Annotated in this window: 25 protein-coding genes; 15 read left to right on the plus strand and 10 right to left on the minus strand. The window is 64.9% G+C overall.

Translation table 11 applies throughout. The annotated features are described in order from the left end of the window. Positions 1-7: 7 nt before the first annotated feature. The 10 genes from ACGLHS_RS10825 to ACGLHS_RS10870 form a co-directional block, all read right to left on the minus strand. On the minus strand, positions 8-1,009 hold the full coding sequence (locus ACGLHS_RS10825; RefSeq protein ID WP_093246747.1) for a tripartite tricarboxylate transporter substrate binding protein: 1,002 nt from the start codon (positions 1,007-1,009) through the stop codon (positions 8-10). A 225-nt stretch (positions 1,010-1,234) separates the two neighbouring features. Beyond that, positions 1,235-2,263 carry a branched-chain amino acid ABC transporter permease gene (locus tag ACGLHS_RS10830; protein WP_394479464.1) on the minus strand — a complete coding sequence of 343 codons (1,029 nt, stop codon included), beginning with the start codon at positions 2,261-2,263 and terminating at the stop codon, positions 1,235-1,237. Positions 2,264-2,271: 8 nt separating this feature from the next. Further along, positions 2,272-3,147 carry a branched-chain amino acid ABC transporter permease gene (locus ACGLHS_RS10835; RefSeq protein ID WP_394479466.1) on the minus strand — a complete coding sequence of 292 codons (876 nt, stop codon included), beginning with the start codon at positions 3,145-3,147 and terminating at the stop codon, positions 2,272-2,274. Next, complete coding sequence (locus ACGLHS_RS10840; protein WP_394479468.1) at positions 3,140-3,856, minus strand: ABC transporter ATP-binding protein; 717 nt, start codon at positions 3,854-3,856, stop codon at positions 3,140-3,142. Before ACGLHS_RS10840 ends, ACGLHS_RS10835 begins: the two co-directional genes overlap by 8 nt. Positions 3,857-4,001: 145 nt before the next feature. Then, complete coding sequence (locus ACGLHS_RS10845) at positions 4,002-4,721, minus strand: ABC transporter ATP-binding protein (RefSeq protein WP_394479470.1); 720 nt, start codon at positions 4,719-4,721, stop codon at positions 4,002-4,004. 1 nt (position 4,722) lies between these two features. Then, entirely contained in the window at positions 4,723-5,976 is a 1,254-nt protein-coding gene (locus ACGLHS_RS10850; RefSeq protein WP_394479472.1) for an ABC transporter substrate-binding protein, read from the minus strand. 44 nt (positions 5,977-6,020) lie between these two features. Then, positions 6,021-7,484 (minus strand): aldehyde dehydrogenase family protein, encoded by a 1,464-nt coding sequence (locus tag ACGLHS_RS10855; RefSeq protein WP_394479896.1) that lies wholly within the window; start codon positions 7,482-7,484, stop codon positions 6,021-6,023. 129 nt (positions 7,485-7,613) lie between these two features. Further along, positions 7,614-8,621, minus strand: a complete 1,008-nt coding sequence (locus ACGLHS_RS10860; RefSeq protein WP_394479474.1) for a hydroxyquinol 1,2-dioxygenase — start codon at positions 8,619-8,621, stop codon at positions 7,614-7,616. A 38-nt stretch (positions 8,622-8,659) separates the two neighbouring features. Then, a complete protein-coding gene (locus ACGLHS_RS10865; RefSeq protein ID WP_394479476.1) occupies positions 8,660-9,181 on the minus strand; it encodes a hydroxyquinol 1,2-dioxygenase in 522 nt (173 codons plus the stop codon). Positions 9,182-9,301: 120 nt separating this feature from the next. Beyond that, positions 9,302-10,264 (minus strand): LysR family transcriptional regulator, encoded by a 963-nt coding sequence (locus ACGLHS_RS10870; protein WP_093246739.1) that lies wholly within the window; start codon positions 10,262-10,264, stop codon positions 9,302-9,304. Between the two features lie 188 nt (positions 10,265-10,452). Between ACGLHS_RS10870 and ACGLHS_RS10875 the strand changes: the two genes are divergently transcribed. The 15 genes from ACGLHS_RS10875 (at position 10,453) to ACGLHS_RS10945 (ending at position 25,689) form a co-directional block, all read left to right on the plus strand. Next, the gene (locus tag ACGLHS_RS10875; protein ID WP_394479478.1) at positions 10,453-11,553 is read left to right on the plus strand and encodes a tetratricopeptide repeat protein; all 1,101 of its coding nucleotides are present in this window, start codon (positions 10,453-10,455) and stop codon (positions 11,551-11,553) included. Beyond that, a complete protein-coding gene (locus tag ACGLHS_RS10880; protein WP_394479480.1) occupies positions 11,520-13,046 on the plus strand; it encodes a murein L,D-transpeptidase family protein in 1,527 nt (508 codons plus the stop codon). Before ACGLHS_RS10875 ends, ACGLHS_RS10880 begins: the two co-directional genes overlap by 34 nt. Before the next feature lie 412 nt (positions 13,047-13,458). Beyond that, a complete protein-coding gene (locus ACGLHS_RS10885) occupies positions 13,459-13,653 on the plus strand; it encodes a Flp family type IVb pilin (protein ID WP_394479482.1) in 195 nt (64 codons plus the stop codon). Between the two features lie 12 nt (positions 13,654-13,665). Further along, a complete protein-coding gene (locus tag ACGLHS_RS10890; RefSeq protein ID WP_394479484.1) occupies positions 13,666-14,163 on the plus strand; it encodes a prepilin peptidase in 498 nt (165 codons plus the stop codon). A 74-nt stretch (positions 14,164-14,237) separates the two neighbouring features. Beyond that, positions 14,238-15,245 (plus strand): Flp pilus assembly protein CpaB, encoded by a 1,008-nt coding sequence (gene cpaB, locus ACGLHS_RS10895; RefSeq protein WP_394479486.1) that lies wholly within the window; start codon positions 14,238-14,240, stop codon positions 15,243-15,245. A 108-nt stretch (positions 15,246-15,353) separates the two neighbouring features. Further along, positions 15,354-16,673: a type II and III secretion system protein family protein gene (locus tag ACGLHS_RS10900; RefSeq protein ID WP_394479488.1), complete on the plus strand. Its 1,320-nt coding sequence runs from the start codon at positions 15,354-15,356 to the stop codon at positions 16,671-16,673. Beyond that, a complete protein-coding gene (locus ACGLHS_RS10905; RefSeq protein ID WP_394479490.1) occupies positions 16,673-17,986 on the plus strand; it encodes a CpaE family protein in 1,314 nt (437 codons plus the stop codon). Before ACGLHS_RS10900 ends, ACGLHS_RS10905 begins: the two co-directional genes overlap by 1 nt. Before the next feature lie 4 nt (positions 17,987-17,990). Then, positions 17,991-19,304: a CpaF family protein gene (locus ACGLHS_RS10910; protein WP_394479492.1), complete on the plus strand. Its 1,314-nt coding sequence runs from the start codon at positions 17,991-17,993 to the stop codon at positions 19,302-19,304. Continuing rightward, a complete protein-coding gene (locus tag ACGLHS_RS10915; protein WP_394479494.1) occupies positions 19,297-20,295 on the plus strand; it encodes a type II secretion system F family protein in 999 nt (332 codons plus the stop codon). The genes ACGLHS_RS10910 and ACGLHS_RS10915 overlap by 8 nt, the downstream gene beginning before the upstream one ends. Beyond that, positions 20,292-21,254, plus strand: a complete 963-nt coding sequence (locus ACGLHS_RS10920; protein WP_394479497.1) for a type II secretion system F family protein — start codon at positions 20,292-20,294, stop codon at positions 21,252-21,254. Before ACGLHS_RS10915 ends, ACGLHS_RS10920 begins: the two co-directional genes overlap by 4 nt. A gap of 17 nt (positions 21,255-21,271) precedes the next feature. Then, positions 21,272-22,105, plus strand: coding sequence for a tetratricopeptide repeat protein (locus tag ACGLHS_RS10925; protein ID WP_394479499.1), 834 nt, complete (start codon positions 21,272-21,274; stop codon positions 22,103-22,105). 233 nt (positions 22,106-22,338) lie between these two features. Further along, positions 22,339-22,551 (plus strand): DUF3613 domain-containing protein, encoded by a 213-nt coding sequence (locus tag ACGLHS_RS10930; protein WP_394479501.1) that lies wholly within the window; start codon positions 22,339-22,341, stop codon positions 22,549-22,551. A 43-nt stretch (positions 22,552-22,594) separates the two neighbouring features. Then, entirely contained in the window at positions 22,595-23,077 is a 483-nt protein-coding gene (locus tag ACGLHS_RS10935) for a TadE/TadG family type IV pilus assembly protein (RefSeq protein ID WP_394479503.1), read from the plus strand. Next, positions 23,074-23,568, plus strand: coding sequence for a TadE/TadG family type IV pilus assembly protein (locus ACGLHS_RS10940; protein WP_394479505.1), 495 nt, complete (start codon positions 23,074-23,076; stop codon positions 23,566-23,568). The genes ACGLHS_RS10935 and ACGLHS_RS10940 overlap by 4 nt, the downstream gene beginning before the upstream one ends. Positions 23,569-23,580: 12 nt before the next feature. Further along, positions 23,581-25,689, plus strand: a complete 2,109-nt coding sequence (locus ACGLHS_RS10945; protein ID WP_394479507.1) for a TadG family pilus assembly protein — start codon at positions 23,581-23,583, stop codon at positions 25,687-25,689. The last annotated feature ends 32 nt before the right edge of the window (positions 25,690-25,721 follow it).

Consider the following 25,721-nt stretch of genomic DNA (forward strand, 5'->3'; position numbering starts at 1 on the left):
CATCCCGTCAGGCCTCCGAGTGAATGCCCTTCATGATGATCACGCCACCCAGGCGCGTCGTGTCGGCGCGCATGCGCCTGGCGAGCGCGTCGGGCGATCCCGGTTGTGCCTGCCAGCCGGTCTTCAGCAAGGCCTCGGCCACTTCCGGTGAACTGATCACCTCGACCAGCGCGCCATTGAGCCGTGCCACCGCGGCCGGCTTCATGCTCGCGGGCGCGGCCAATGCGGTCCATATCTCGAGGTCGGCACCGCGCACGTCGGCGTCGCGGATGGTGGCCAGTTCGCCGGCCAGTGGGCTGCGCTCGGGCGAGGTCACGCCGATGGCCTTGAGCTTGCCCGACTTGAGGTGCGGCAGCGCCAGGCCCGGCGGCAGCAGCGCGAGCTGGATCTCACCCGCCAGGAGGCCCGCGATCACCTGCGGGTTGCCGGTGTAGGGCTTGTGCTGCGCGGTGATGGCCGCGCGGCTCTTGATGAGCTCCATGCCCAGGTGACCCACCGTGCCCACGCCCGGCGTGCCGTACCTGGCACCGCTGCCGAGGTTGCGCACCCACAGCAGCAGGTCGGCCGCGCTCTTGCCTTCGGCGTTGCCCGCCACCGCGAGCACCAGCGGCGCGGTGCCGATGAGGCCGACCGGCGCGAAGTCTTTCTCGGGGTCGAAGGGAATGGCGGGGTTGAGCAGCTTGGCAATCGTGAGGTTGCCGTTGATCAGCGCGCCGATGGTGTGATCGTCGGTGGCCTTGGCAACCTGGTCGGCCACGAGGTTGCCGCTGGCACCGGGCTTGTTCTCGACCGTCACCGGCTGACGCAGGATCTTCGAGAGCGGCTCGGCGATGGCGCGGGCCGCAAGGTCGGGCGATGCCCCGGCGGGAAAGCCCACCAGGATGCGAACGGGCTTGGTCGGCCATGCGGCGTCGCCACCGGTGCGCTGCGCCCATGAGGCCTTTGCAAACAGCGAAGCGGCAACGGCTGCCGCGCCGCCTTCGAGCAAGCGGCGTTTGGTGATCGTCAAGATGACTCCAGGGAGGATGAAGAACTAGGGAAATCGCTTACCCATAGCTTACACAACGTTACAGGAGGGCGCTGTATCAGGCAAGCCCGAAGGGCCACCGCGCAAGGGCTTTGGCATGCGCCGCGAAGGCACATCGATCCCGATGCCGCCACCCGTTCCCAAGGGAAAACGTGCGCCGACGGGCGCGGTTTCTACCTCGAGGACCGCACGAAGATCGCGTGTGGCTCAACCCCGTGAAGAAGCCGCAGCCCCGGCCGCTGCGTGCAACAGCTTGCGCTGCGTGGGAAACAGCGACCAGCCCCAGCGCTGCTGCGCATAACCCCACAGCCCCTGCTTGAAGAACAGCGTGACCAGGATCGCGAGCAGCCCGAGACCCAGCAGGTACCACGTGCCGTAGTCGCTCAGGAACTTGTTGAGCGCCCAGAAGATGAGCGCGCCCACCAGCGGCCCTTCGATGCGCCCGATGCCACCGATCACCACCATGAAGATCGCGAAGGCGGTCCAGTTGACGCTGAAGGCCGCATCGGGGCTGATGCGCAGATTGCCCACGAAGTACAACGCCCCCGCCAGCCCCGCACCGAAGGCCGCGACCACGTACACCGCGAGCTTCATGCGCGCCACCGGAATGCCCTGCGACTCGGCCGCCACTTCGTTGTCGCGAATGGCCAGCAGCGCCAGGCCGCGCTTGCTGCGAAGGAACAGGTACACCAGCGCGATCGCCGCGACCACGCAGGCCAGCGCCATCCAATAGGTGGTGCTTTCGCGCGTGGCCTTCTCGATGCCGCGCAGTGCCGTCAGCGTGGTGCCCGAGCCGCCACCGACCGCCGACACATTCGCGAAGCTCAGGCGGAACACCTCGGCGATGACCCAGGTGCCGATGGCGAAGTAGCCGCCCGACAGGCGGAACGCAACGAAGGACACCGGGATCGCAACGAGCCCCGCGGCCAACGCGCCCAGCGGTATCGCCACGAAGGGGTTGATGCCCGCGAAGTTGCCCAGCATCAGCATCACGTAGCCACCGAAGCCGAAGAAGGCCTGCTGCCCGATGCTCACCATGCCGCCGTAGCCGGCGAGCAGGTTCCACATCATCGCGAAGATGAAGTAGCAGGCAATCTCGACGAACTCGCGCATCCAGCTCGACTCACCCCAGAACGGCAGGCTCGCCGCGAGCAGCACGAGGGCGATGGCAATCACGAGTGCGGTGCGGCTCGCGGCGGTTGCGCGCTCGACGGCAAAGGCTTGTTCGGAAGGCATGGTTCTGTTCATCCGCGTGTCTTGGGAAAAAGCCCCTGCGGCCGCAGCACCAGCACGACCAGGAACACGATGTGCCCGGCCCAGATGCCCCAGCCCGGGTCGAGCCGAAAGCCGATCTGCTGCGTGATTCCCAGGATCATCGCGCCGGCCAGCGTGCCCCAGAAGGAGCCCATGCCGCCGATGATCACGGCCTCGAAGGCGAAGAGCAGCAGCAATGGCCCATCCGATGGCGACACCGTCGTGCGCATGCCTTGCAGCGCGCCCGCGATGGCGATGAGCACGAAGGCAATGGCGGTTGCGAAGGCATAGACCTTCTTCGCGTTCAGCCCCATCAGCTCGGCGATCTCGCGGTCGTCCGACACGGCGCGAAACGAGCGACCCAGCGCCGTGCGCGCGAACAGCCATTGCAGCGCGCCGGTCGCCGCAACCGCCAGGGCCAGCACGACCAGCGGCAGCACGCCGAGTGACAGCGAATCGCCGAGCGCCACGCCCTGCGTGTTGAGCCCCCCGGTTTCGATGGAACGCGGATCGGCCGAGAACAGTTCGAGCAACAGGTTCTGGATGACGATCGACAGGCCGAAGGTGACGACCAGCGAAGGCAGCGGGTCTTTGCCCAGCGTGCCGTTGAGCACGTAGCGTTGCAGCGCATAGCCGAAGGCGAAGGCCACGGGCAGCACCGCGAGCGCGATCACCGCCACCAGCCAGGGCGCGGCATCGCCACCCGACATCGACACACCCGCAATGACCGCGAACGCGCCGAGGATGATGAAGTCGCCCTGCGCCGTGTTGGTGAGCCGCATCACGCCGAACATCAGCGACTGGCCCAGCGCGAACAGCGTGTAGAGGCCGCCGAGCAGCACGCCTTGAACGATCGTCTCAAGCATGGCCCGCCTCCATGCCGAAGTAAGCCTGCGAGATCTGCTCGCGCGTGAGATCGCACGACCTTCCTTCGAGCGACACGCGGCCTTCCTGCAGGCAGTAGATACGCTGCGACACCTGGCGCGCCATCGTCACGTCTTGCTCGACGATGACGACGGTCATGCCCTCGCCGGTGATGGTGGGCATGGCGGCATAGATCTCGCGGATGACGATGGGCGCCAGGCCCAGCGAGAGTTCGTCGCACAGCAGCAGCTCGGGGTTGCTCATGAGCGCACGGCCCAGCGCCACCATCTGCTGCTGGCCGCCCGAGAGCGAAGTGCCGGGCTGCTGGCGCTTCTCGGCAAGGATGGGGAACAGCGCGTACAGGCGCGGCAGGTTCCACGGGCCCTTGCGACCGGCGGTGGCGCCCATCAGCAGGTTCTCTTCGACGCTGAGGCTGGGGAAGAGGCGCCGGCCTTCGGGGACCATGGCGAGGCCACGCCGCACGATCTCGCCGGGTGGCAGCCCGCCGATGGCCTCGCCCTTGAAATGGATCGCTTCGCGCGGAGCGCGGACGAGGCCGGTGAGGCTCTTGAGGAATGTCGATTTGCCTGCGCCGTTGGCGCCGATGATGGCGACGAGTTCGCCTTGGGTGAGGGAGAAGTCGACGCCGAAGAGGGCCTGGGCGTCGCCATAGAAGGCCTTCAGTGCGTGGGTGGTCAGCAGAGCGGTCATGGTCTTTGCTCCCTCCCCTTCCGGGGGAGGGCTGGGGTGGGGGCAAGCGGCGTCCGATAGAGCACCCCGACGAAACCAGCGCCGTCGTGCCCCCATCCCAACCTTCCCCCAAAGGGGGAAGGAGCAATGCGAAGACATGGCGCGCTCATGCTTCCATCCCCATATACACCCGCCGCACCTCCGCATCACTCATCACCACCCGCGGCTCGCCTTCCGCCAGCTTCTGCCCAAAGTTGATGACGAACAACCGGTCCGCCAGCGACAGCAGCGCATGCACCACATGCTCAATCCAGATCATCGTCACGCCGCGCGCCTTGATGCGCTTGAGTTCTCCCACCAGCACTGCGGCCTCGGGCTCCGTCAATCCGCCGGCGATCTCATCGAGCAGCAGCAGTTGCGGCTTTGTCGCCAACGCACGCGCCAGTTCGAGCCGCTTGCGGTCGAGCAGCGTGAGCCCTCCGGCCGGCTTGTTGGCATGCGGCATCAGGCCCGTCTGCGCCAGCACTTCGTGCGCGGTCTGCCACGCCTCACGCTCGGTCTGCTGGCCGCCGAAGCAGGCAGCGGTCACGAGGTTCTCGAACACGCTCATGTTGCCGAAGGGCTGTGGCACCTGGTAGCTGCGGCCGATGCCCGCATGGCAGCGCTGGTGCGGGCGCAGCCGCGTCACGTCGCGGCCCGCGTATTCGACGCGCCCCGCATCCACGCGCACATCGCCTGAGATGAGGTTGAACAGCGTGGTCTTCCCCGCGCCGTTGGGCCCGAGGATGCCCAGCGTCTCGCCCTCGGCCACCGACAGCGTGATGTCGTCGGTGACCTTGAGCGCGCCGTAGGACTTGCTCACGGCATGCAGTGCCAGCAGCGCCATGTCAGAGCAGCCGCAGCGTGCCGCCAGTCGGAATGCTCTTGGTCGCCTCGTTGTTCACGATAGTCAGCTCGACCTTGTATTTCTTGCCCTTGCCCCACTGCCCCAGCACCAGCGGCGTCTTGCTGACGTTCTTGAACGGCCCCTGCCCGCCCCACTTCACGGGGCCGACCACCGAGTTGATCGAGGTCGAAGCGACAGCGTCGCGCACGTCACCCGCCTTCAGCGACTTGGAGCGCGACAGCGCATTCGCCGCCACTTCGAACAGCGCATGCGCAAAGCCGATGGGCTGCGTCCACTGCTTCTTCGCACCGGCTTCGTAAGCATCGGCCAGTGCCTTCGCGCTCTGCTGCGTGAGGCTCGACGTGAACGGATGCGAGGGGCTCCACCACACCTCGGTCGACAGGCCATCGCCCAGGTCGCCCAGCGCCTCGATCGCACCGGGGAACAGCAGCGCCTTGCCCAGCGTGATGACCTTCGGCTTGAAGCCTTGTTGCCGCGCCTGCGTGAGGAAGGTCTTGGCATCGGGCGGAATCACCACGCCGGTGACGATCTCGACGCCCGCGCTCTTGAAGGCCGCGATCTGCGCGCTGAAGTCCTGCGTGCCGTTCTGAAAGCGGCCGGGGTCGGTGAGCGTGAAGCCCATCTGCGCGAGCGGCTTGGGAAAGCCCAGCTCCTTGTCGCCCCATGCGTTGCCGTCGCCGTCGTTCGGGAACAGCCCGCCGACCTTCTTGTTGGTGGCGACCGTCTTCCAGCCGTTGGTGAAATTGGCGATGACGTCCTCGAGGCCCCAGAACAGGTGGTACGTCCAGTTGAAGCCTTTCGCCGGATCGCCCTTGCGGCCGAAGAACCACGGCTGCCACGGCACCACGCTGGAGACGCAGGGCACCTCGTTGAGTTCGCACGCATCGCTCACCGGGTTGGCGGTTTCGGGTGTACCGGCCGTGAGCACCAGCGCGACCTTGTCCTTCAGGATCAGGTCGTTCGCCACCTCGCCCGCGCGGTTGGGGTTCGACTGGCTGTCCTTCAGCACGATCTGCACCGCGTACTTCTTGCCGCCGACGCTGATGCCGTCCTTGAACGCGGTCTTCATCTGCTCGATGACCCATTTGTCCGCCTCGCCGAAGGGCGCGAGCGGACCGGTCTGCGGCGAGACATAACCGATCTTGAGCGTGTCGGCCGCGAACACCAGCGGTGCCGCGCCCGAGGCCACGAGTGCGGCCGTGGCCTGCGTGAACTGTCTGCGATTGAATGTCATGGTTGTCTCCGTCTTTTATGTTTGCTTTGCCGCAGTGGCCGAGGTCAGCGCGCGAAGTGCGGCGGTATCTGCGCGTCGACGTTCACCCACACACTTTTGACCTGCGTGTATTCGCGCATCGCGTCGAAGCCCATCTCGCGGCCATAGCCGCTCTGGCCCACGCCACCGAAGGGCGAGCCGGGGTTCACGCGCTTGTAGCTGTTGATCCAGACCATGCCGGCGTGCAGGTCGCGCGCCACCTTGTGGGCGCGCTGCAGGTTGTTGGTCCACAGGCCGCTGCCCAGGCCGTAGTCGGTGCCGTTGGCGATCTGCATCGCCTCTTCGTCGTTCTTGAACGTGAGCACGGTGACGAAGGGGCCGAACACTTCTTCCTGCGCAACACGGTCCTTGTAGGACTTCGCGCGCATCACGGTCGGCTCGACATAGCAACCCTTGGCCAGGTCGCCGCCGGGCGACTTGCCACCCGCGAGCAGTTCACCGCCCTCGCCTTGTGCCACATCGACATAGCTCAGCACACGCTCGCGATGCTGCGCGCTGGTGAGCGGGCCCATCTCGGTGTTCTCGTCGAGCGGGTTGCCCAGGCGAATCGATTGCGCCAACGGAATGAACTGCTCGAGGAACGCATCGGCGATCTTCTCGTGGAGCATCAGCCGCGAACCCGCAATGCAGGCCTGCCCCTGGTTGTGGAAGATGGCCCATGCACTGCCGTTGACGGCGGCCTGCAGGTTCGCGTCTTCGAACACGATGTTCGGCCCCTTGCCGCCGAGTTCGAGCTGCACCTTCTTCAGGTTGCCCGCGCTGGCCTGCACGATGCGCCGGCCCGTGGCAGTGCTGCCGGTGAAGGCGATCTTCGCGATCTCCGGATGCTCGGCGATGTACTGGCCCGCCACGCTGCCCAGGCCCGGCAGCATGTTGACCACGCCGGGCGGCAAGCCCGCCTCGGCCATCAGCTCGGCGATGCGCAGCGACGACAGCGGTGTGATCTCGGCCGGCTTCATCACGATGCAATTGCCGGCCGCGAGCGCGGGCGCCATCTTCCAGCTCGTGAACATCAGCGGGAAGTTCCACGGCACGACCTGCCCGACGATGCCGACGGGCTCGCGCAGCGTGTAGTTGAGAAATCCTTCTTCGACCGGAATGGTCTCGCCCTGGAACTTGTCAGCCATGCCGCCGAAGTAGCGAAAGCACGCGGCGGTGCGCGGCACGTCGAGCCGGCGCGAATCGCGGATAGGGTGGCCGGTGTCGAGCGATTCGAGGCGCGCGAGTTCTTCGCCGTTGGCTTCGATCAGGTCGGCGAGCTTGAGCAGGATGCGGCCGCGGTCGGCGGCGGCCATGCGGCTCCACTTCGGGAACGCGCGCTTGGCGGCGGCCACGGCCTTGTCGACGTCGGCCTGGCCAGCGAGTGCGACATTGACGATGGGCGTGTTGTCGTGCGGGTTCAGCGTGGCGAGGGTCTCGCCGGATTCGGCGTCGACGAAGCGGCCGTCGATGAAGAGTTGGTGGCGGATGGACAGTGACATGGTCGTTCCTCTCCCTTCCCCGTTGGGGAGGGTTGCGGTGGGGGCTTCTTCAAGGAGGGCGCGGGCTTGGAGAGCCCCCACCCCTGCCCTCCCCCCAGAGGGGGAGGGAGCAATGCATCAGAACTGCACGGGAATCTCGGGCGACTCGCCCTTCTGGATCTCGTAGACCAGGCTCGGCGAGCCGTTCTCCCACACCAGCAGCATCGAACGCTTGGGGCTGAAGCCCTGGTGCCGGCAGTAGGCAGGCATGGCGGCCATGTCGCCCGCCTTCATGATCACGCGGGCCATGGGCCTGCCGGTGTTCTTGTCGCCGCAGTCCCAGTGGATCTCGTCGGTCATCTGGAAGAACCATTCGACACGATCGTTGCCGTGGATGATCGGCAGGATGTGCTCTTCGGTCGTCGGGCACATGTAGCTGTGCTTCACCACCGAGGTGAAGCTCGGGTTCCACGTCACCTGCGAACGGCTCAGGAAGCCGAAGAGATTGAAGGCGTGCACATCGTTCTCGAAGCCGGGCTCGGGGTGCAGCTCGGGCTGGCCCTGCGGCACGTCGGCGAAGGCGCGGTTGACGGGTGCACCGCGTTCGTCACTGCGCAGGTCGAGGTCGCCCTTCAGGCCCACGCAGCGCTTGGCGAGTTCGCGCGCCCTCGTGATCTTGGCGGTGTTGTTGCCCTTCTTTCGGCCGTAGGGCGAGCCGGTTTCCTGCGGCGCGGCGAAGGGGTCGAAGGCCTCGTTGGTCCAGTCGTCGAGCATGGCCTCGAAGGTGGCGCGGATCTGCGCGGTCGGGAAGTTCTCGAGCAGGTCGATGCCGGCATCTTTCATCGTGCCGTTGAAGCTGCCGGCGTAGAGGTCGACCGACTCGTAGTGGTTGACGGTGCCGAACACGTCGTCGAAGTTGACCCAGCCGTAGAAGAAGCCCCAAGCCACGTCGCGCATCAGCGCACGCAGGTAGCTGCCGGCGTCCATGGTGTGGCTCATGGGGCGGCCGTCGCGGGTCTTCCAGCCGATGTGCACGAAGTATTCGTCGCGGCGGAAGCTGAAGCTGCCGAGCGAGAAATTCTTGTAGCCGAGCGTGGCGTCGGGCTGCGACGCGATCACCTTGGCGAGTTCTGCGGGTGCGTTCATGGTGTGTGGCTCCTGGGTGTTCGATGCAGTCGGTGCAATCAATGGGACTGACAGATGTCGGCCCACTTTTCGACGGACAGGTCGCCCTTGCAGCTCTGCAGGACGATCACGCCCGGTTCGCCGGCGCTGCGGAACTGGTAGGCGGTGTTCTTGGGCAGCAGGCCCTGGTGGCCGCGCGAGAGCTTCATCCAGCCCATCTTCTTGCCCTGGGGTTCGCCCTTGACGAGCACGGCGCCGTTCTTCTCCTTGTCGGCCACGGTCTGCGCGGCGTCGAGCTGCACGAGGTGCACTTCGACATCGCCGTCCATCACCAGCGCGAACTCGTCGTGCGCGCAGGTGTACCAGGGCGAGGTGCCTTCGGCGCGCAGCGTCTCCAGCACGTAGATCTGGTTCTGGCCGAACACCACCTTCTCGTAGGGTTGGCTGATGCTCGCGATTTCGAAGCAGTTGGAAAACGCGTAATGGCGAACGTCGTCGTCGATCGGCTCGACGTGGCCCTTCTCGAAGTGCTTGAGGGAACCGAAGCGGGTCTGGTAGGCGGTCGAAGTGGTGGCTGTCATGGCTTGTCTCCTTGGATGAGCGAACTCTAGGAGTCAACCGCCACGCGCGGTAGGGACCAGATTGGAAGAGGATTATTCGGAGACTCCGAACAATCGCAGGGGTTTACCCCGGTTCGGGCGCTACCCGCTCGAACGGCTGAATTCGATGAGTTCCGCAGGGATCATTCCGCGCTCGATCAGCGTGGCGTCCCAGGGCGGCACGCGGGTAAAGCGCGTGGCGATGTGCTCGATGAACAGGCGCAGCTTGAGCGCGTTGCGCGAGGTGCCCGCATACACCGCGCTCAGCGAGAACGACGACAGCTGGTGCTCGGCCAGCACCACGCGCAGGTCGCCGCGCGCAATGGCATCGCCCGCCACCAGCGTGGGCAGGCAGACGATGCCTGCGTGCTCCAGCGCGTACTCGCGCAGCAGGTGCACGCTGTTGGTCAGCAGCGCGGCAGACAGGTAGATGGTGGTCTGCTCGCCGTTGTGATGAAAGGTCCAGCGGTCGCGCGTGGGGTAGCCCGAGTACAGGCCGAGCTTGTGGCGGTGCAGGTCGCGCGGCGCGGCGGGCGTGCCGTGCGCCTCCAGGTAGGCCGGCGTGGCGCACAGCAGCCGCCGCACCGGGAAGAGCGGACGCGACACGAGCTCTTGCGACGCGGCGGGAAAGATCTGCAGCGCGCAATCGACACCGGCCTTGACCGGATCGGCCACAGCGTCGCTCACGATCAGTTCGAGGTGGATGTCGGGGTAGGTAGTCTGGAACTCGCGCAGCAGCGAGGCGAAGCGGCCCAGCACCATGCCCGTCAGCGCGTGCACGCGCAAGGTGCCGGAGGGCGTGCCGCGCGCGTCGCGCATTTGGTCGACGATGCTGTCGGCGCGCACGACCAGCTCGGTGCAGTCGCGCAGGAAGGCCTGGCCCATGTCGCTGAGCCGCACCACGCGCGTGCTGCGGTGGAACAGCGGCGCGCCAAGAAACTCCTCGAGCTGCTTGACGCGCGTGGTGACCACCGAATTGGCCACGCGCAACTGGCGCGCGGCCTCCGCGAAGCTCTGGGTCTGCGCGACACGAACGAAAGTTTCAATGCTCTGGAGGCGGTCCACGGCGGCACTGTACTGCGCAGGCCGGTTTTGCGCGCCCCACCGGCACGGGCCCCACGCCCGATGCGGGAAAGCCCGGAGCCCTTGCGTTGCGGGCAAGACGAAAGACCGTCATCCCTGTATCGGGGGGTTACCAGCCCCACTTACAATCCCTGCCGCATCACCCACCCCCACACGAGGTCTTGTCCGCAATGCCCAAGAGCCACCAGCCGCGCACCCGTTTCAGCTTCTCCCCTACCGTGCGTGCCCTGTTCCTGGCCGCTGCGGCCTGTGGCGTGGCGCTTCCCGCACTGGCCGCCATCGAGCATGAAGAGGTCGACAAGCTCATGCAGGCCGGCAAGCTCGACGAGGCCATGACCAAGGCCGATGCCTTCCTCAAGGACAAACCGCGCGACCCGCAGATGCGCTTTCTCAAAGGCGTGATCCAGCTCGACACCGGCAAGCGCGCCGAGGCCATTGCCGCCTTCACGCAGCTGACGCAAGACTCCCCCGAGCTGCCCGAGCCCTACAACAACCTGGCCGTGATCTACGCGGGCCAGAACCAGTTCGACAAGGCACGCAGCGCGCTCGAAAGCGCGATCCGCACCAACCCCAGCTATGCCACCGCCCAGGAAAACCTCGGCGACGTGTATGCACGGCTGGCCAGCCAGGCCTACAGCAAGGCCCTGCAGCTCGACCAGAACAACACCGCCGTGCAGCCCAAGCTGGCGGTGATCCGCACGCTCTTCACGCCGACGCCACCGGGCGGCAAGCCGACGGTGGTCGCGGCGGCATCGCCCGCACCGGCTCCTGCCGCCAAGGCACCGGCGCCCGCGCCTGTCGCCGCGCCGGCCCCTGCACCTGCCGCACCGGCGAAGGTTGCGGCGGCACCCGCGCCCGTGGCTGCGCCGGCCAAGACTCCCGAGGCAGCGCCTGCGCCAGCCCCGGCACCCGCACCGGCAGCAGCCTCCGCGTCCAACGCCGAGGTCGAATCGGCCGTGCGCGCCTGGGCTTCGGCATGGGCCAGCCAGGACATGGACCGCTACCTCGCGGCCTACGGCAGCGACTTCACCCCCGCCGGCGGCCAGGGCCGCAAGGCCTGGGAAGAAGACCGCCGCGCCCGCATCGTCGGCAAGTCGCGCATCAGCGTGAACATCGAGAACCTCGTCATCAAGGTCGATGGCGCGTCCGCGACCGCCAAGTTCCGGCAGATCTATCGCGCCGACAACCTCAACGTCTCGAGCCGGAAAACGCTGGAAATGCAGCGCGCCGGCAATCAGTGGCACATTCGCAAGGAAAGCGTCGGCGGCTAGTGGCAGACATCGTCCGGCACGGCCGGCTTCAGAATCCTCCGTTCCGTTTGCGCAGCGGGAACCTGCTCGCAGCGCTGATGACCGCATCGGCACTGATGCTCGCGGCACCCGGTGCCGCGCTGGCATCGAACAACAAGCCGGGCAGCACCAAGAGCAGCAACGCCAAGGCCGCAAGCGGCAACAGCAGCCGTTCTGCCGCGCATGGCGCCGGCACCCGCGTGTCCGCCCGGGAAGCCCGGGAAGCCAAGGGCGGCAAGGTGCAGGCCAAGGGCAAGAAAGCCTCCGTCGCGGAAAGCAGAAAAGCCGCCGCCTCGGAAGCCCGGACCGCCTCGGCCGCCAAGCCTGCACGCCGGTCCGCGCCTGCGGCCGCCTCCATCCAGGAAGCCAGCAACGCCGAAGCCCGGCTGATCGCGGTCTACGAGATGTTCGGCCGCGGACAGGCCCGCCCTGCGCTGGCCAAGGCACGCGACCTCGTGCGCGACTACCCGAACTTCCAGCTCGCACAGCTCGTCTACGGCGACCTGCTCGCGGCGCAGGTGCCTCCGTCGAATGCACTGCCCGACACTGCCAGCATCGCGAAGATGCGCGGCAACCCGGCCATGGCCGACCTGCATGAGGAATCGCGCCGCCGCCTGCAGGCCCTGCGCGAAAGACCGCCCGCGGGCACCGTGCCCTCGCAGTTCCTGACGCTCTCGACCCGCAGCCGCTACGCCATTGCCGTCGATGCCTCGCGCTCGCGCCTGTACCTGTTCGAGAACTCCGACAAGGGCCTGAAGCTTGCGGCCGACTACTACATCTCGGTCGGCAAGTCGGGCACCGACAAGGCCACCGAGGGCGACGCCCGCACCCCGCTGGGCGTGTACTACATCACCAGCAGCCTCGACCCGAAATCGCTCAAGGACTTCTACGGCGCCGGCGCCCTGCCCATCAACTACCCCAACCCGTACGACGTGCGGCGCGGCAAGACCGGTGGCGGCATCTGGCTGCACGGCACCCCGCCCCAGCAGTTCGCGCGGGCCCCGCTGGCAAGCGACGGCTGCGTGGTCATGGCCAACCCCGACCTGAAGCAGCTTTTGCGAAAAGTGCAAATTGGCGCCACCCCGGTGGTCACCGCGCGCAGCCTGCAATGGATTTCGCCGCCGCAGGCTGAAAAAGAGGCTCAATCATTTACCAGCGCAATTACGGCCTGGAAAGATGCAAGGGCCAGCGGCAATGAAGCGCAATTGAAGAAATTCTATTTGCCGGACTTCCAGCGCAACAATAAAAAGACCACCGAGGGAATTTCCGCCCTCCACGACGAGGTGGAATACGCCCAGGGCAAGCGTGTCCAGTTCAAGGACATGTCGTACCTGCACTGGCGTGACGGCGACGACACCATGGTCGCCACCTTCGGCGAAGTGTTCGAAGGCGAGAAGAGCGGGCGCACCCGGCGCCAATACTGGCTGCGCCAAGGCAGCGAGTGGAAGCTCTTCCACGAAGAAATCCTGGGCTGAGGCCCTGTCGGCGGCGGGGTCACCCCCACAACTCGTGACTTTTTGCTCACGCGTTTAGGCTATTTTCAGTGTTACATCTGCCCCTTTGGGGCCCCGTGCTACGTAACGCGTAACGCCTTTGTTCCCGTAACACCCCCGTTCCGCGCGTTCCCGGCGCCGTAACGTCCCATCCCCTCTTCATGGGAGGCGGCATGGCGTTCACAGAGGGAAAAATAGGTTTCCAAAATGTTAACGAGCCCGCCGACCTCTATCCGGCCAGGCTGACGGGAAGCTGGCCGCCATCCTGCTTTACACCTTTCGGCTAGCACACCTAGGGCTGAAGTCTTGCGGGTTTCTCTTGTTGATACACGGAGTTACGCTGTATAACATCCACCTCGCCAGCTTTTGTTAACACTTCCTGAAAGGGTAAATCATGCTCAGCTCAATTACTCGTTTTCTGCGCGACGAAGAAGGCGCAACCGCAATTGAATATGGAATTATTGCGGGCCTGATGGCGACGATTCTTATCGCCGTATTCGGTACAGGCACCGGAAGCGGTCTTGGTCAAATTCTGAATGGAATTTTTGTCGCCATCGGAAACAAGGTCACCCCTGCAGCCGGCGGCTGAAATCGAAATTCGATGCCTCACTTGTGGCTGATATGGCTGCTATTTGTCACGGTCTATGACATCCGGCAACGCCGCGTTCCCAACTGGTTGGTGCTTGTGGGCGCGGCGTTTGCCATTGGTGTTCTCGCCATGAACGCGCAGCCCTTTGGCGTCAAGTGGACGGAGGCATTGATGGGCTCCGCATTGGGCTTTGGGTTTCTTCTGCTCTTCTACGTCGTCGGCCTCATGGGTGCCGGAGACGTGAAGTTTGCGGGTGCACTCGGCCTCTGGGTCGGCTGGCATCCGTTGCTGCCCATCTGGGCAATGGCAAGCCTGCTCGCTCTGGTTCACGGCGCACTCTGGCTCTTTCTGCATCGCTGGCCCTGGTTTCCACAGCTCGCGTTGCTGCTGTCGGGCAAGCCCCGCGGCGATGACACCACGGGATTGCACAAGCGAGCCCGCCCCATTCCCTACGCGGCCTATCTCGCACTGGCCGCAGCGGTTTGGATGGTTTGGGGGCGACAGAGTTAGGCCTCGCGCCACTCGTCGCCGCAGGCCACCTCTCAATCATCGATCGCCTGCCCCACTTTCCTCATCCGCCGCTCATGATCCACCTTACAAAAATCATTGCAGCCATCCTGGTGCTCCTGGCCATTGCTTTGGGCGGCTACGCATGGGTTCTCAGCAGGCAACCCGTTCCGCCGCCCCCTGTCGCGTCGACGCCAGCGGCAGGCAACCCTTCCAAGACACAAGCACCAACCTTTGCCGTTGTCGTGACGGCAAAACCAGTGCTTGCCGGACATCCGATAACCATCGACGCGTTGCGTGTGGAGCAATTGCCGATCAACCCTTCAGGGGCTTTCAAGGACACCGCGCCGCTGGTCGGTCGAGTCCCGGTCTTCGATCTGGGTGAAGGCACTCCACTGCTCGAAGGCCAACTCGCCTCGGGCTTGGCAATGCGCGTCGAAGAGGGTGAACGCGCCGTTGCGGTCAAGGCCGACGAAATCATGGGCGTTGGCAACAAGGTCCAGCCGGGCGACTTTGTCGACGTATTCGTGATCCTCAAGTCTGACGGCAAGGATGTCGACAGGAGCCAAGCGCGCCTTCTGCTGCCCCGCAAGCGCGTGCTCGCATTCGGCAACGCCTCGGTCGATGGCCTGCCCTCCAAGTCTGTGGACGGCAATGGCAACCCCGCAGCCCAGCAACAGCAGCGCAACGATGCTCCTCGTACCGCCGTGCTTGCCGTGCCGGTCGCGGACATCAATCGCCTGTCGCTCGGTGAATCCGCAGGTCGGCTGCTGCTGGCCCTGCGCAACCCGCTCGACACGACGTTGCCGGATCCCACACTGCTGGCCGCGTTGCCTGCGGCACTGCAGCCCCCGCCATCCAAGCGCGGAGAGCAGCCACGTCCCCCGCTGGAAGGCCTCGACAGCGCACAAGGCGGTCTCACCACGATCGACTTGGTCACAGGCGGTACTGCAGCTGGCCGTCGCTTGGCAGCTGAGAACCGTGCCAACCCTGTCCCAACGACGCGCTCGTCCGGTAATGGCGTGCGATCAGGATTTGAAGTCGAAATGATCCGTGGCGACAAGAGCGAAACCCTTCGCTACTGAGCGCTCGATCTCCCAGTCATGACTGTCTCCGTCCAAGAAAGAAAATCCATGCCGGATCAGCCTTGCGCCTCCATAACGACAGCGCCTCCAGCCCCCGCCCATTCGAGGATGCGCCTGCTGCCTCCCTTCGTGCTGGCAATGGGCCTCATGACGTTTGGCGCATGGCCGGCTGCGTCCCTCGCGGCTGGCGCGGCGCAACAGTTGCAGGCCCCCTTCGTGGTAGCCGCAGGAACCCAGCGCGAGTTGCTGATCGAGAAGGGCGTAGATCGCATCGCTATCGCTGATGAGGCAGTGGCCGGCGTAACGATCACGCGCAAGGCGTCGGGTTCGCCCGCAGCCCGGCTCATCGTGACGGGCAAGTCGCCTGGTCGCACGACGATGATGATCTGGGAGAAAGGACAGACGGCAGCCACCACCTACACGGTAGCCGTGCAACGCCGGACGGCCACTGTATCCGGCAACATGGACAGCCTGCCTGCCTACCAAGATGCGCGGGACGCCGCACTCTCGTCACAAGCCGACAAGGCGCCAGTGAGTGATTCCGCTATCGTGAACGTGCGCAGTCACACGGTTCAGGTCGCCGTGAAAGTCGTCGAATTCAACCGAAGTGTGCTCAAGCAAGCAGGCCTGAACATCTTCAGCACGCGCGCCAACTCCAGTGGCTTCAGCTTTGGCGTCTTCTCGCCCACGACGATCAAGACCGCCACCTTTGCCTCGAACGGCTCCATCGCCGTTGATGCCAACCAGCCGCTGGCAGAGGCCTTCGGCCTCCTTTTGAACTTCGGCAAGGCGGGTATCGGTCTGAACGTTGGCTTTCTCGAAGGCAACGGGATGGCCCGCGTGCTCGCGGAGCCCACACTGGTGGCCATGTCAGGGCAGAGCGCAAGCTTCCTCTCGGGGGGTGAACTGCCCGTGCCGGTACCGCAAGGCCTGGGATCAACCGCAATCGACTACAAACCTTTTGGTATCGGCCTTACGGTAACGCCTACGGTGCTCTCCAACGAACGCATCGTTCTCAAAGTTGCGCCAGAGGCAAGCGATCTGGACTACACGAACTCGCTGAGCCTTTCCGGCGTCGCCGTGCCCGCCATCACCACCCGCCGAGCCGACACCACGGTCGAACTCGGCGACGGTGAAAGCTTCATCATCGGCGGCCTCGTGAGCCGCACCACGACCTCGAATGCCGACAAGGTTCCTCTGCTCGGCGACCTGCCGATCCTCGGCACCTTCTTCAAGCAGAGCAAGTACCAGATGAACGAGAAGGAGCTTGTGATCATCGTCACACCGCATCTGGTGAAGCCAATCGCCCGTGACACCGATCTCTCACCCTATCTACCCGGTGGTGCCGAACAACGCGATGGCGCGGTGTGGCGCTCGATCTTCTTGGGTGGTGCAGCCAACACAGCGCTCCCTGGATTCTCGCGCTGATGAACAAGACAGAGCGGACGGCCGGAACCATGAACGCTCCTCGCGACAGCATCCCCGAAATGGGCGCCGAGACTTATCTTTTCGCGTCGACCAACGGCGGCCATATCACCTGGCTGACCGATGCACTCGGCCGCCTCGGTTCGGTCGTGGTGCTCGCACCGACCACCCAATCGATCGACGAGCGCATCGCGTTGCTGGGCCCGGTGGCCATATTCGTCGACTTCTCGCCCGACCAGAGCGTTGCGGCGGCTCAGCTTCACCAGCGCCTCAAGCGTGACTGGCCCACGTTGCCGGTACTGGCCACCGGCGTCTCCGCCGAACCGGCAGCGATGCTCGCCGCATTGCGCGCAGGCGTCGATGATTTCATCGACATGGCGGCACCTCCCAGCGATGCGGTAAGCACATTGCGAACCTTGCTAGAGCGGCGCAGCACGTTGCAAGGTGGCACACGCGGCAGCACGCTCGCGCTGCTTGGTGCGCGCGGCGGATTGGGCGTGACCACACTGGCCACCAGCCTCGCGCTCACGCTCAACGACCAACTGACGCAAGCCCCCGCGCGACCGCCCGCCCGAGCCTCTCGGCACGGCGTTGCGCTGCTCGATCTGGGTCTTCCGGCACGGGATGGCCTTCTCTATCTCGATACACAAAGCGGCTTCAGCTTCGTCGATGGTGTGCGCAATTTGCGTCGACTCGACCAGACGCTGCTGCACACAGCACTTGCACATCACACCAGCGGTGTCGCGATCCTTCCCCTGCCAGCCAGCTTGGCGCAGGTGCGCGAAATCTCGCACGCCGACTCGGTAGCGCTCATCAAGCGACTCGCCGATTTCTTCGACTTCCAGATCGCCGACCTGGGAGGCTTCTCGACGGTCGACTTCATCGCGCAAACGGTGCGCGAAGCACAGCGCACCTGGGTGGTATGTGACCAAAGCATCGGTGCCATCGTCTCGACAGCGAACCTGCTCAAAGAGTTGCGCACCCGCAGCGTGGAGACCGAGCGCTTTGCGCTTGTCGTCAACAAATTCGACAGCCACGTCGGACTCTCCGCCAAGGACATCGCCGAGCGCCTGGAGCTACCGCTGCATCACGTCCTTCCCGCGCGCAGCGCCCCCCTGCTTGCCGCGGCGAGCCGTGGCGAGATGCTGGTGCGCACCGCCCGCAACGACCCCTACTCCCAAGCGGTCACGGGGCTGGCACGCACCCTCCATCAGGAATACATGTCCGCCTCGGGCCAACCGCCAGCGAAGGATCCGCGCTGGGTTGCACTCATGTCGCAAGTCACAGGGCTCTGGAAGAGTTCAAACGAGGGTTGAGCCAATGTCCACCGATATCGAATTTGCCGACGACGACCAGGCATTCATCAACTCGCAGCAGTTCCAGGACATCAAGAGCTGGACGCACGATCATCTGCTCAGCCGCATCGAAGAACTCGGTGCGGAGTTCGGCCGCTGGTCGCGCGCGTCCATCCAGCAGTTCGTCGAACTCGAAGTCGACAGCTTCGTGCGCCTTCGCCGCGTGCCGATCAACGACCGTGAGATGCAGCTCATCGCCGATGCGCTGACCAAGGAGCTTGCGGGCTTCGGGCCGCTCGAAGATCTGCTCAACGACCCGGCCGTCGAAGACATCCTGATCAACGGCCACACGAACGTGTACGTGTCGCGCAACGGCATCCTGGAGCGCGAGACCCTGCGCTTCGCCGACACCGAGCACGTGATGCGCATCGTGCGGCGCATCCTCGCGCCGCTGGGTCGCCGGCTCGACGAAGCCAATCCGATGGTCGATGCGCGCCTGCCCGATGGCGGCCGCATCAATGTCATCATCGAACCGCTGGCCATCGACGGCCTCTCGGTGTCGATCCGAAAGTTTCGCAAGGAGCCGCTCACGCCGGCCGACCTGGTCAAGCTCGGCACTTTCGACGCGGGCATGGCTCAGCTGCTCGAGATCGCCGTGCGCGCGCGCTGCAACATCCTGGTCAGCGGCGGTACGAGCTCGGGCAAGACATCGCTGCTCAACGCGCTCGCCAGCTTCATTCCGCATGCCGAGCGCGTGATCACCATCGAGGACACCGCCGAACTGTCGCTCGGCCACACACACGTGGTGCGGCTGGAAAGCCGGCCCGGCGGCTTCGACGGCCAGGGGGTGGTGTCGATCCGCGACCTGCTGCGCAACAGCCTGCGCATGCGGCCCGACCGCATCATCGTCGGCGAAGTGCGCGGTGCCGAGGTCATCGAGATGATGCAGGCCATGAACACGGGCCATGAAGGCTCCATGGGCACCATCCACGCAAGCTCGCCGCGCGAGTGCCTGTATCGCCTTGAGATGCTGGCGGGCTTCGCGGGCTACCAGGGCAGCGAGACCAGCCTGCGCCGGCAGATCGCCAACGCGATCGACTTCATCGTGCAGATCGGCCGCCTGTCGGGCGGACAGCGGCGCATTCTCTCCCTGAGCGAAGTCACGGGCGTCAACGACAACGTGGTCGCCATGCAGGAGCTGTACCGCTACGAGCCCGTGGTGGCGCCGGACGGCGAGGAACGCGATCGCTGGGTGTCGCTCGGCATTGCGCCGCACTCGCCGAAGATCACGCGCTTCCGTCAGACTCTTGCACGCCCTGCGGGAGATCGCCGTGGCTGAAGGCTTGCTCGTCGTCGGCTGTATCGCCTTGCTGCTGGCCGCGGCGGGACTGATGCTGTGGCAATGGGCGACTGCGCGTCAGATACGGCACGCCACGGGTCTGCACCTGCAGCAGCAGATACATGCGAGCTTCACCCCCGAAACGCCAGCACTCTCGCCGATGCGCGATGCATCGACGCCTGGCGCGGGCGGCGCCACACCGCTGTCCGACCCCTGGACCGATGCAGCCGCAGCCGAATCCGCCAACGCACCTCGCAAAAGCCGCATCGAAGCACTCATCCCGGCCTGGCTCGAAGGCGCGGTAGGGGTCCCGATGGTCGCCCTTGGCATCGCTGCCATCGTCCTGCTGACGGCGCTGGCCGCATCGCTCGGCGGGTGGCCTGCTGCGGCCGGTTCGCTGCTGCTGCTGCTTTTGCTCGCTTCGTTCGCAGTGTGGTTTCGCCTGCAGAAGTTTCGCCGCCAGTTGGTGAGCCAACTCCCCGCCTTCATCGATGCGATGGTGCGTCTGATCACTATCGGAAACTCCACGCAGGCGGCGTTCCAGCTGGCGATTCCATCGTCGCGCGCCCCCTTGCGCGGCTACCTCGACCGTGCCGGCGGCCTCGTACGTGCCGGTGTGGACTTGGACCGTGCGTTGCACCAGATGGCTTCGCGTGTGCACATCGAAGAGATGTTCCTGCTGGCGTCGATCCTTGGCCTGGGCGTGCGTTACGGAGGACGAGCGGATCTTCTGCTCGAGCGTGTGGGCAACTTCATGCGCGATCGCGAGCAGGCCGAGCACGAACTCGTGGCGCTCTCCGCAGAAACTCGTCTGTCCGCCTGGATCCTGGGTTTGCTGCCGGTCGGCGTGGGGGCCGTGATCATCACGCTGAATCCAGCTTACTTTCTGCGAATGTGGCATGACAGCACAGGCCAATACTTGGTGTTCGGTGCCGTGGGCCTGCAGATCCTGGGGGCCTTCCTTCTCTATCGGCTGGCGAGGTTCGCATGACAACTCTCGCGCCCTCCCAACTCACGACCCTCAGCCTCGTTCTGCTGGCGCTGGGACTTCTGGTAGCAGCCGGACTGCTCATCGGCAGCGAATTGCGGCGCGCGCGCCGAGGCGAGGTTCTTGGCCGCGCGATCCGCCGCGGACTAGAAACACCCGCGATCCCCGCGAACGAAGAGCCCTTGCCGTCGGATGCGCAGGCACGCACCGAAGTCGAGCTGCCTTTCCACTGGCTGAACACCCGCCTTGGACGCATGCTCGTGGCCGACGAGGACCGCCGACTGATTGACCAGTGCGGTTTTTCTTCGCGGCGCGCTCAACTGATTTTCCTGGTCGTTCGCATCCTGATGGCGGTGCTGGTTCCGGTGCTCGTCTACATCGTTTGGGACGGCGACCATCCCAATCGCCAGGTCATCCCTGTGCTGACCGCTGCATTCGTGATTGGCTTCATGGCGCCCAAGTGGCTGCTCGGCCGGCAAGCGGCCGCGCGGCGGGACCGCGTCGGCCACGAGCTGCCACTGTTCATCGACCTGCTGCGACTGCTTCAAGGCGTGGGGCTCAGCCTCGACCAGAGCCTGCAGATCATGGCGACCGATTTCTCCCACGTGCTGCGCGTGCTCGGATACGAACTCACTCTGGCCAACCGGCAATACAGCCAAGGGCGCACTCGCGAACACTCGCTGCAACGCCTCGGCACCTTGCACAACAACGACAACCTGGCTGGGCTTGTCTCCCTGCTCGTGCAAGTCGATCGGCACGGTGGCGCCGTGCAGGAACCGCTTCGCCAGTTCAGCGATCGCCTGCGCGAGCACAGGCGCGCCGAGATGAAGGAGCGCATCGGGAAGATCACCGTGAAGATGACCGGCGTGATGGTCGTCACCCTGTTGCCCGCGCTGGTGATCGTCACGGCCGGTCCTGGCTTCCTCGCTGTCGTTCGCTCACTGGGAGCTCTTAGCAAATGACTGAATACACCTCCCCTATGCCCCGACTCCTGCTCGGCGGTATCGCGCTCGTCGTTGCCCTCGCGACTGCAGGCTGCGCCGGCCTCAAGGATGCCTATCCCGCGGCTGCAGAAGCGCAGCAGCGCCAGGCCGCCGAAGAGAGCGCGAGCATGAAGGCCGGCGCCAACATCGACACGCAGGCCACCTACCTCCAGTTGGTTGCTCAGATGCAGCAAGAGGGTCTGTGGTTCGCATCCCTCGCACACATCGACGCTCTGGAGCAGCGCTGGGGCGTTTCACCCGAATCGACACGCACCCGCGCTGAAGCATTGCGTCATGCGGGCCAGCCATTGCAGAGCGAGGCGGCATACCGGCGCCTGCTCGACACACCGCTTGCAGCAGCGGGTTATCGCGGGCTCGGACTGCTGGCTGGTGCTCGCGGCGACTACCCGGAAGCCGTGCGCAAATTGAAGGAGGCCCAGCAACGCAACCCGACCGATGCGCTGCTCCTGAGCGACCTGGGCTACGCCAGCCTGCGTGCCGGGCTGATCACCGAAGCCCGCCTGCCCTTGATGCAGGCGCTGCAACTCAAGCCTGACAACCTGCAGGCGCAAGCCAACCTCGCGATGTACCTTGAGGTCACCCAGCAACGCGAGGAAGCAACGGCGCTGATGGACGCGAAGAAGATCCCGGCGGCCACTCGCGTCGCCATCCAGGAAGCAGCGCGTCAAATTGCCGTGTCGGCCCCCGCAGCCCAGCCCGCCACTGACGGTGTGCTTGTCGTTGGCGACGTCTCGGCACCGCTCGCACTCAAGGCCTCGCGCTCCACCACCATGCCGCCTTCCGGCCAGATATCAAGAGGTACCCCATGAAGCACAGTCCATCCAGCTGCCGCATCGCGCGGTTCGCAAAGCCCTCCACATTGCTGTCGCTTCAAGCCATCGGTCTCGCCATCGCATGCCTGATGGCTTCGCACGCAGCCCGGGCACAAGGGGCGGCTATGCAACCTTCGCCCAGTGCAGCAACAGTACCCACGGCCGAGAAGGCGCTCCCGGCGCACTCCGCACCGGATGCGAACGCTGCGGCACCTTCGGGAGGCGCAGCGATGGAAGAACCTGAATACGCGCCGCCGCTCCAAGTGGGCGATGCCACGCAAGACCTCCTCACCTGGCAGCGCTCAGGCGTGATCGCATCGCAGACGCCTCGGCCGATTCCCGGTGCCATTGCCTATCGGAGTTACGAGCGCTACCTGAAAAGCTTCGAGTTCCCGATTCCCGAGCATCTCAACTCGTCGGTGAAGTCCTCGTCGAGCAAGTAGCAGAAACGACCGGCACCCGCGCACCTCGCGATCCAGGTTCACCATGAAAAACCTTCGCCACAACGCTTCGGCCCGCCGTCAACGCGGATCGTATGCGGTCGAGTTTTCCATCGTGTTCATCTTCTCGTTCACGATGCTCTACGCGCTGATCTGCTACGGCATCATGTTCGCGCTGAGATTCGGCCTTCAGAACGCAGCGGAAGACGGCGCGCGAGCGGCTCTGCGCTATCAGACAAGCTGGGCAGATCGCAAGAGCACCGCCGAGGCGGTTGCAAGGGCACAACTCCCCGACCTCACACTGCCTGTGACGCCGGACGTCAGCGCACAACGCTGCCAGGTTCTTCCGGGCGGCGCGAACAACTGCACCACGCCAACGTGCGGCACGAGCTGGGACTACCGGTGCCAGGTCGTTGTGACGGTCACGGCCACGGGCATCCGGACGGCACTCCCTCCCCTGCCGCTTTTTGCGGTACCCGATACGTTGGTCGGCCAGGCCAGCATGATGCTCGACGGGAAGTCGCCATGAAGACCATTGCCCACCCGTCGCGTGCATCGATGCCCCATCACGCGAATCGGCAGCGCGGCATCGCTGCGATCGAGTTCTCGTTTGTTTTCATGGCGCTCTTCTTCGTCGTCTATGGCATCGCGACCTTCGGTGCCGTTTTCTATACACAGCAGGTGGTGTCGCGCGCGGCTGAAGACGGAGCGCGCGCCGTACCAATGATGCTGGCTCCGCCGCTGACCGCCGACGACCCCCGAATCAAGGCCACGGTTTACGACTCCTTGACAGCCGCGCTGGTCGTTCCGTCCTCGGAGTCCAACAAGTACAACTGGATCGCTGCGAACACGACGGTAACCGTTGCACTCAGTGGCAGCGCACCCAGCGCAACGGCCGTAGTGACGGTGACCTATCCGTACAGCGCGAACCGCCTGCTCCCCACATTGCCCGTACTCGATACCAGCCGCTGGATGCCGGACATGCTGCAAAGCCGTGCGACGGCTGCGATCCCGTCCTAGAGGAGCGACGACATGATCCAGACACATGGTCCAGCGCTTCGCCCATCCGGTGCCCGGCGCACTCGTGCGCGCCGCTCGAAGCTGCGTGGCTCCGTGGTCCTCAATGCCGTCATTGCGCTGTCCCTCGTTCTGATTGTCCTGATCGGCACCGAACTGGGCTACCTCTTCTACATGAAGCGCGAATTGCAGAAGGCTGCCGATCTGTCCGCGCTCGCAGGCACGCAGATTCTCCAACCGACAAACTGTGCTGCTGCGCAAGCCGCAGCCTCGGCGAGTGCGGCTCAAAACCTTCCGTTCATGGCCTCGCAATACGTACTGACGGCGACCTGTGGCGTATGGGATCCGACGGTGGCCGCTCTCAAACCCACCTATTTCAGCAGCACGGGATCCGGAAAGATCAATGCGCTCTACGTACGGATCGTGGGCACGCCCTCGCTGATCTTTCCTTCCCTCCCAGGAAACTCCGCGCGCACCGTCGTCGTCGAAGCCTACGCCGCCAAGGATGCCGCCGTGGCTGCGTTCAGCGTGGGATCGAAACTCATCGACATCAATTCCAATGCGCCTCTCATTTCCGTTCTGAAGCTTGTCGGGGCCGACATCTCCGGCACCTGCGTCGGTTGCTACACGGGATTGGCGGGCGTCAAGATCACCCCTGGCGGGCTGCTCAGCCAGCTCGGCATTCCCATCACCACCGATCTGACTGTCGCGGGCCTCAACGCTTTGTTGGCAGCCAAGAAGGTGACGCTCGGCCAGTTGCTCGACGCCATCGCAACGGTGGCCGGCCAGTCGGGGCTTCTCGCGGTCAATGCGAATCTCATCAACTCACTCGTCAGTGCGGGCATCAATGTGGACACGCTGCTCGTGCAACTGGGGACCGACGCGACAAGCGGTGTTCGTGGCCTGTTTGCCCAGATCACGGCACCGACGAGTGGTTCCGCCCTTGACGTGAAGCTCGATGCACTCAACGTGCTGACAACGGCCGTCGGCATCGGAACGAACAACCACGCAGTCGAACTCGCCACGGGCATCAATCTGCTGGGACTTTCATTGTCGGTTCAATCCCGTGTCATCGAACCGCCGTCCATCGGCATCGGCGGCGTGGGCACCACGGCCTACAACTCCCAGGTCCGGGTCTACATCGTTCTCATGACCAAGCCAGGCGAACTGCTCGGCGACCTGCTTGGTGCTCTGGGCACCCAGATCAATCTTCCGATCTCCATCGACGTGGTCAACGCGTTGGGAACACTCAATGCCCTGAACTGCGATACGACGCCGCCACAGGCAACGATCCATGTGGAGGCGCCTATCTTGAGCGCCTGCATCGGCAGGATCGACCCGCTCGCGCTTTGGTCGAAGACGGATGTTTGTTCCACGGATCTGACCGGGATGACCCTCGTCCAACTCCTCGGCATCAACCTGCTGCAAGGAAAGGCCTATATCCCCGCCCTTCAGAACCCGAGCGACGTGACGCTCAAGGTTGGCGAGACCCAGACGACGGGCGCCAATTCGCTGCCCATCGGCGATACCGTTTCCACATTGCTGAATCAACTGCTCACCCTGCTCCTGGGTGGCAACGGCACGGGAGGTGCCACGCCAGCGGATCGGGCCTCGAACGCCACCATCGCCGCGAGCATGGCGGACTACTACCTCAGCAAGACCAATCAGGTCTCCACGCTCAGAAGCATGATGGAAGCCAACAACCTGACATGGAGCCGGCCGGTGTTGCTGGGGCTGCTGTCGACGACGATGCCCCAGGAGTGGGAAGCCGAGGTGAACACGGCCAAACTCCTTGGAGGTTGCGGGGGCAGCCTCAGTGGTACGTGCGCCCGGAATTTTCTGATTCAGTCGCTGCAATCCCCCAACCAGGATGGCCTTGTCACCGGGCTCCTCAAGGGTCTCATCAGCCTGGTGACCGGCTTGCTGGGTCTGAATCCCAACGCGGGCGGCACACCGCTGTTGTCGGCCTTGCTCGGCCCGCTGATTCAGCTTCTTCAACCCATCCTCAATACCGTCGGCGGACTGATTTCCAACCTGCTGAGCAATACGCTGGGGTTGGAACTCGGCCGCACCGATGTCTTCCTGCAGTCCGTGAGTTGCCAGAATGCCAAGTTGGTGTACTGACGTCGCTTCTCGCCGGACCCGTTCAAGTTTCC

Origin of the sequence: Variovorax sp. VaC1, assembly GCF_043658315.1 — a bacterium.
GTDB lineage: Bacteria > Pseudomonadota > Gammaproteobacteria > Burkholderiales > Burkholderiaceae_C > Variovorax.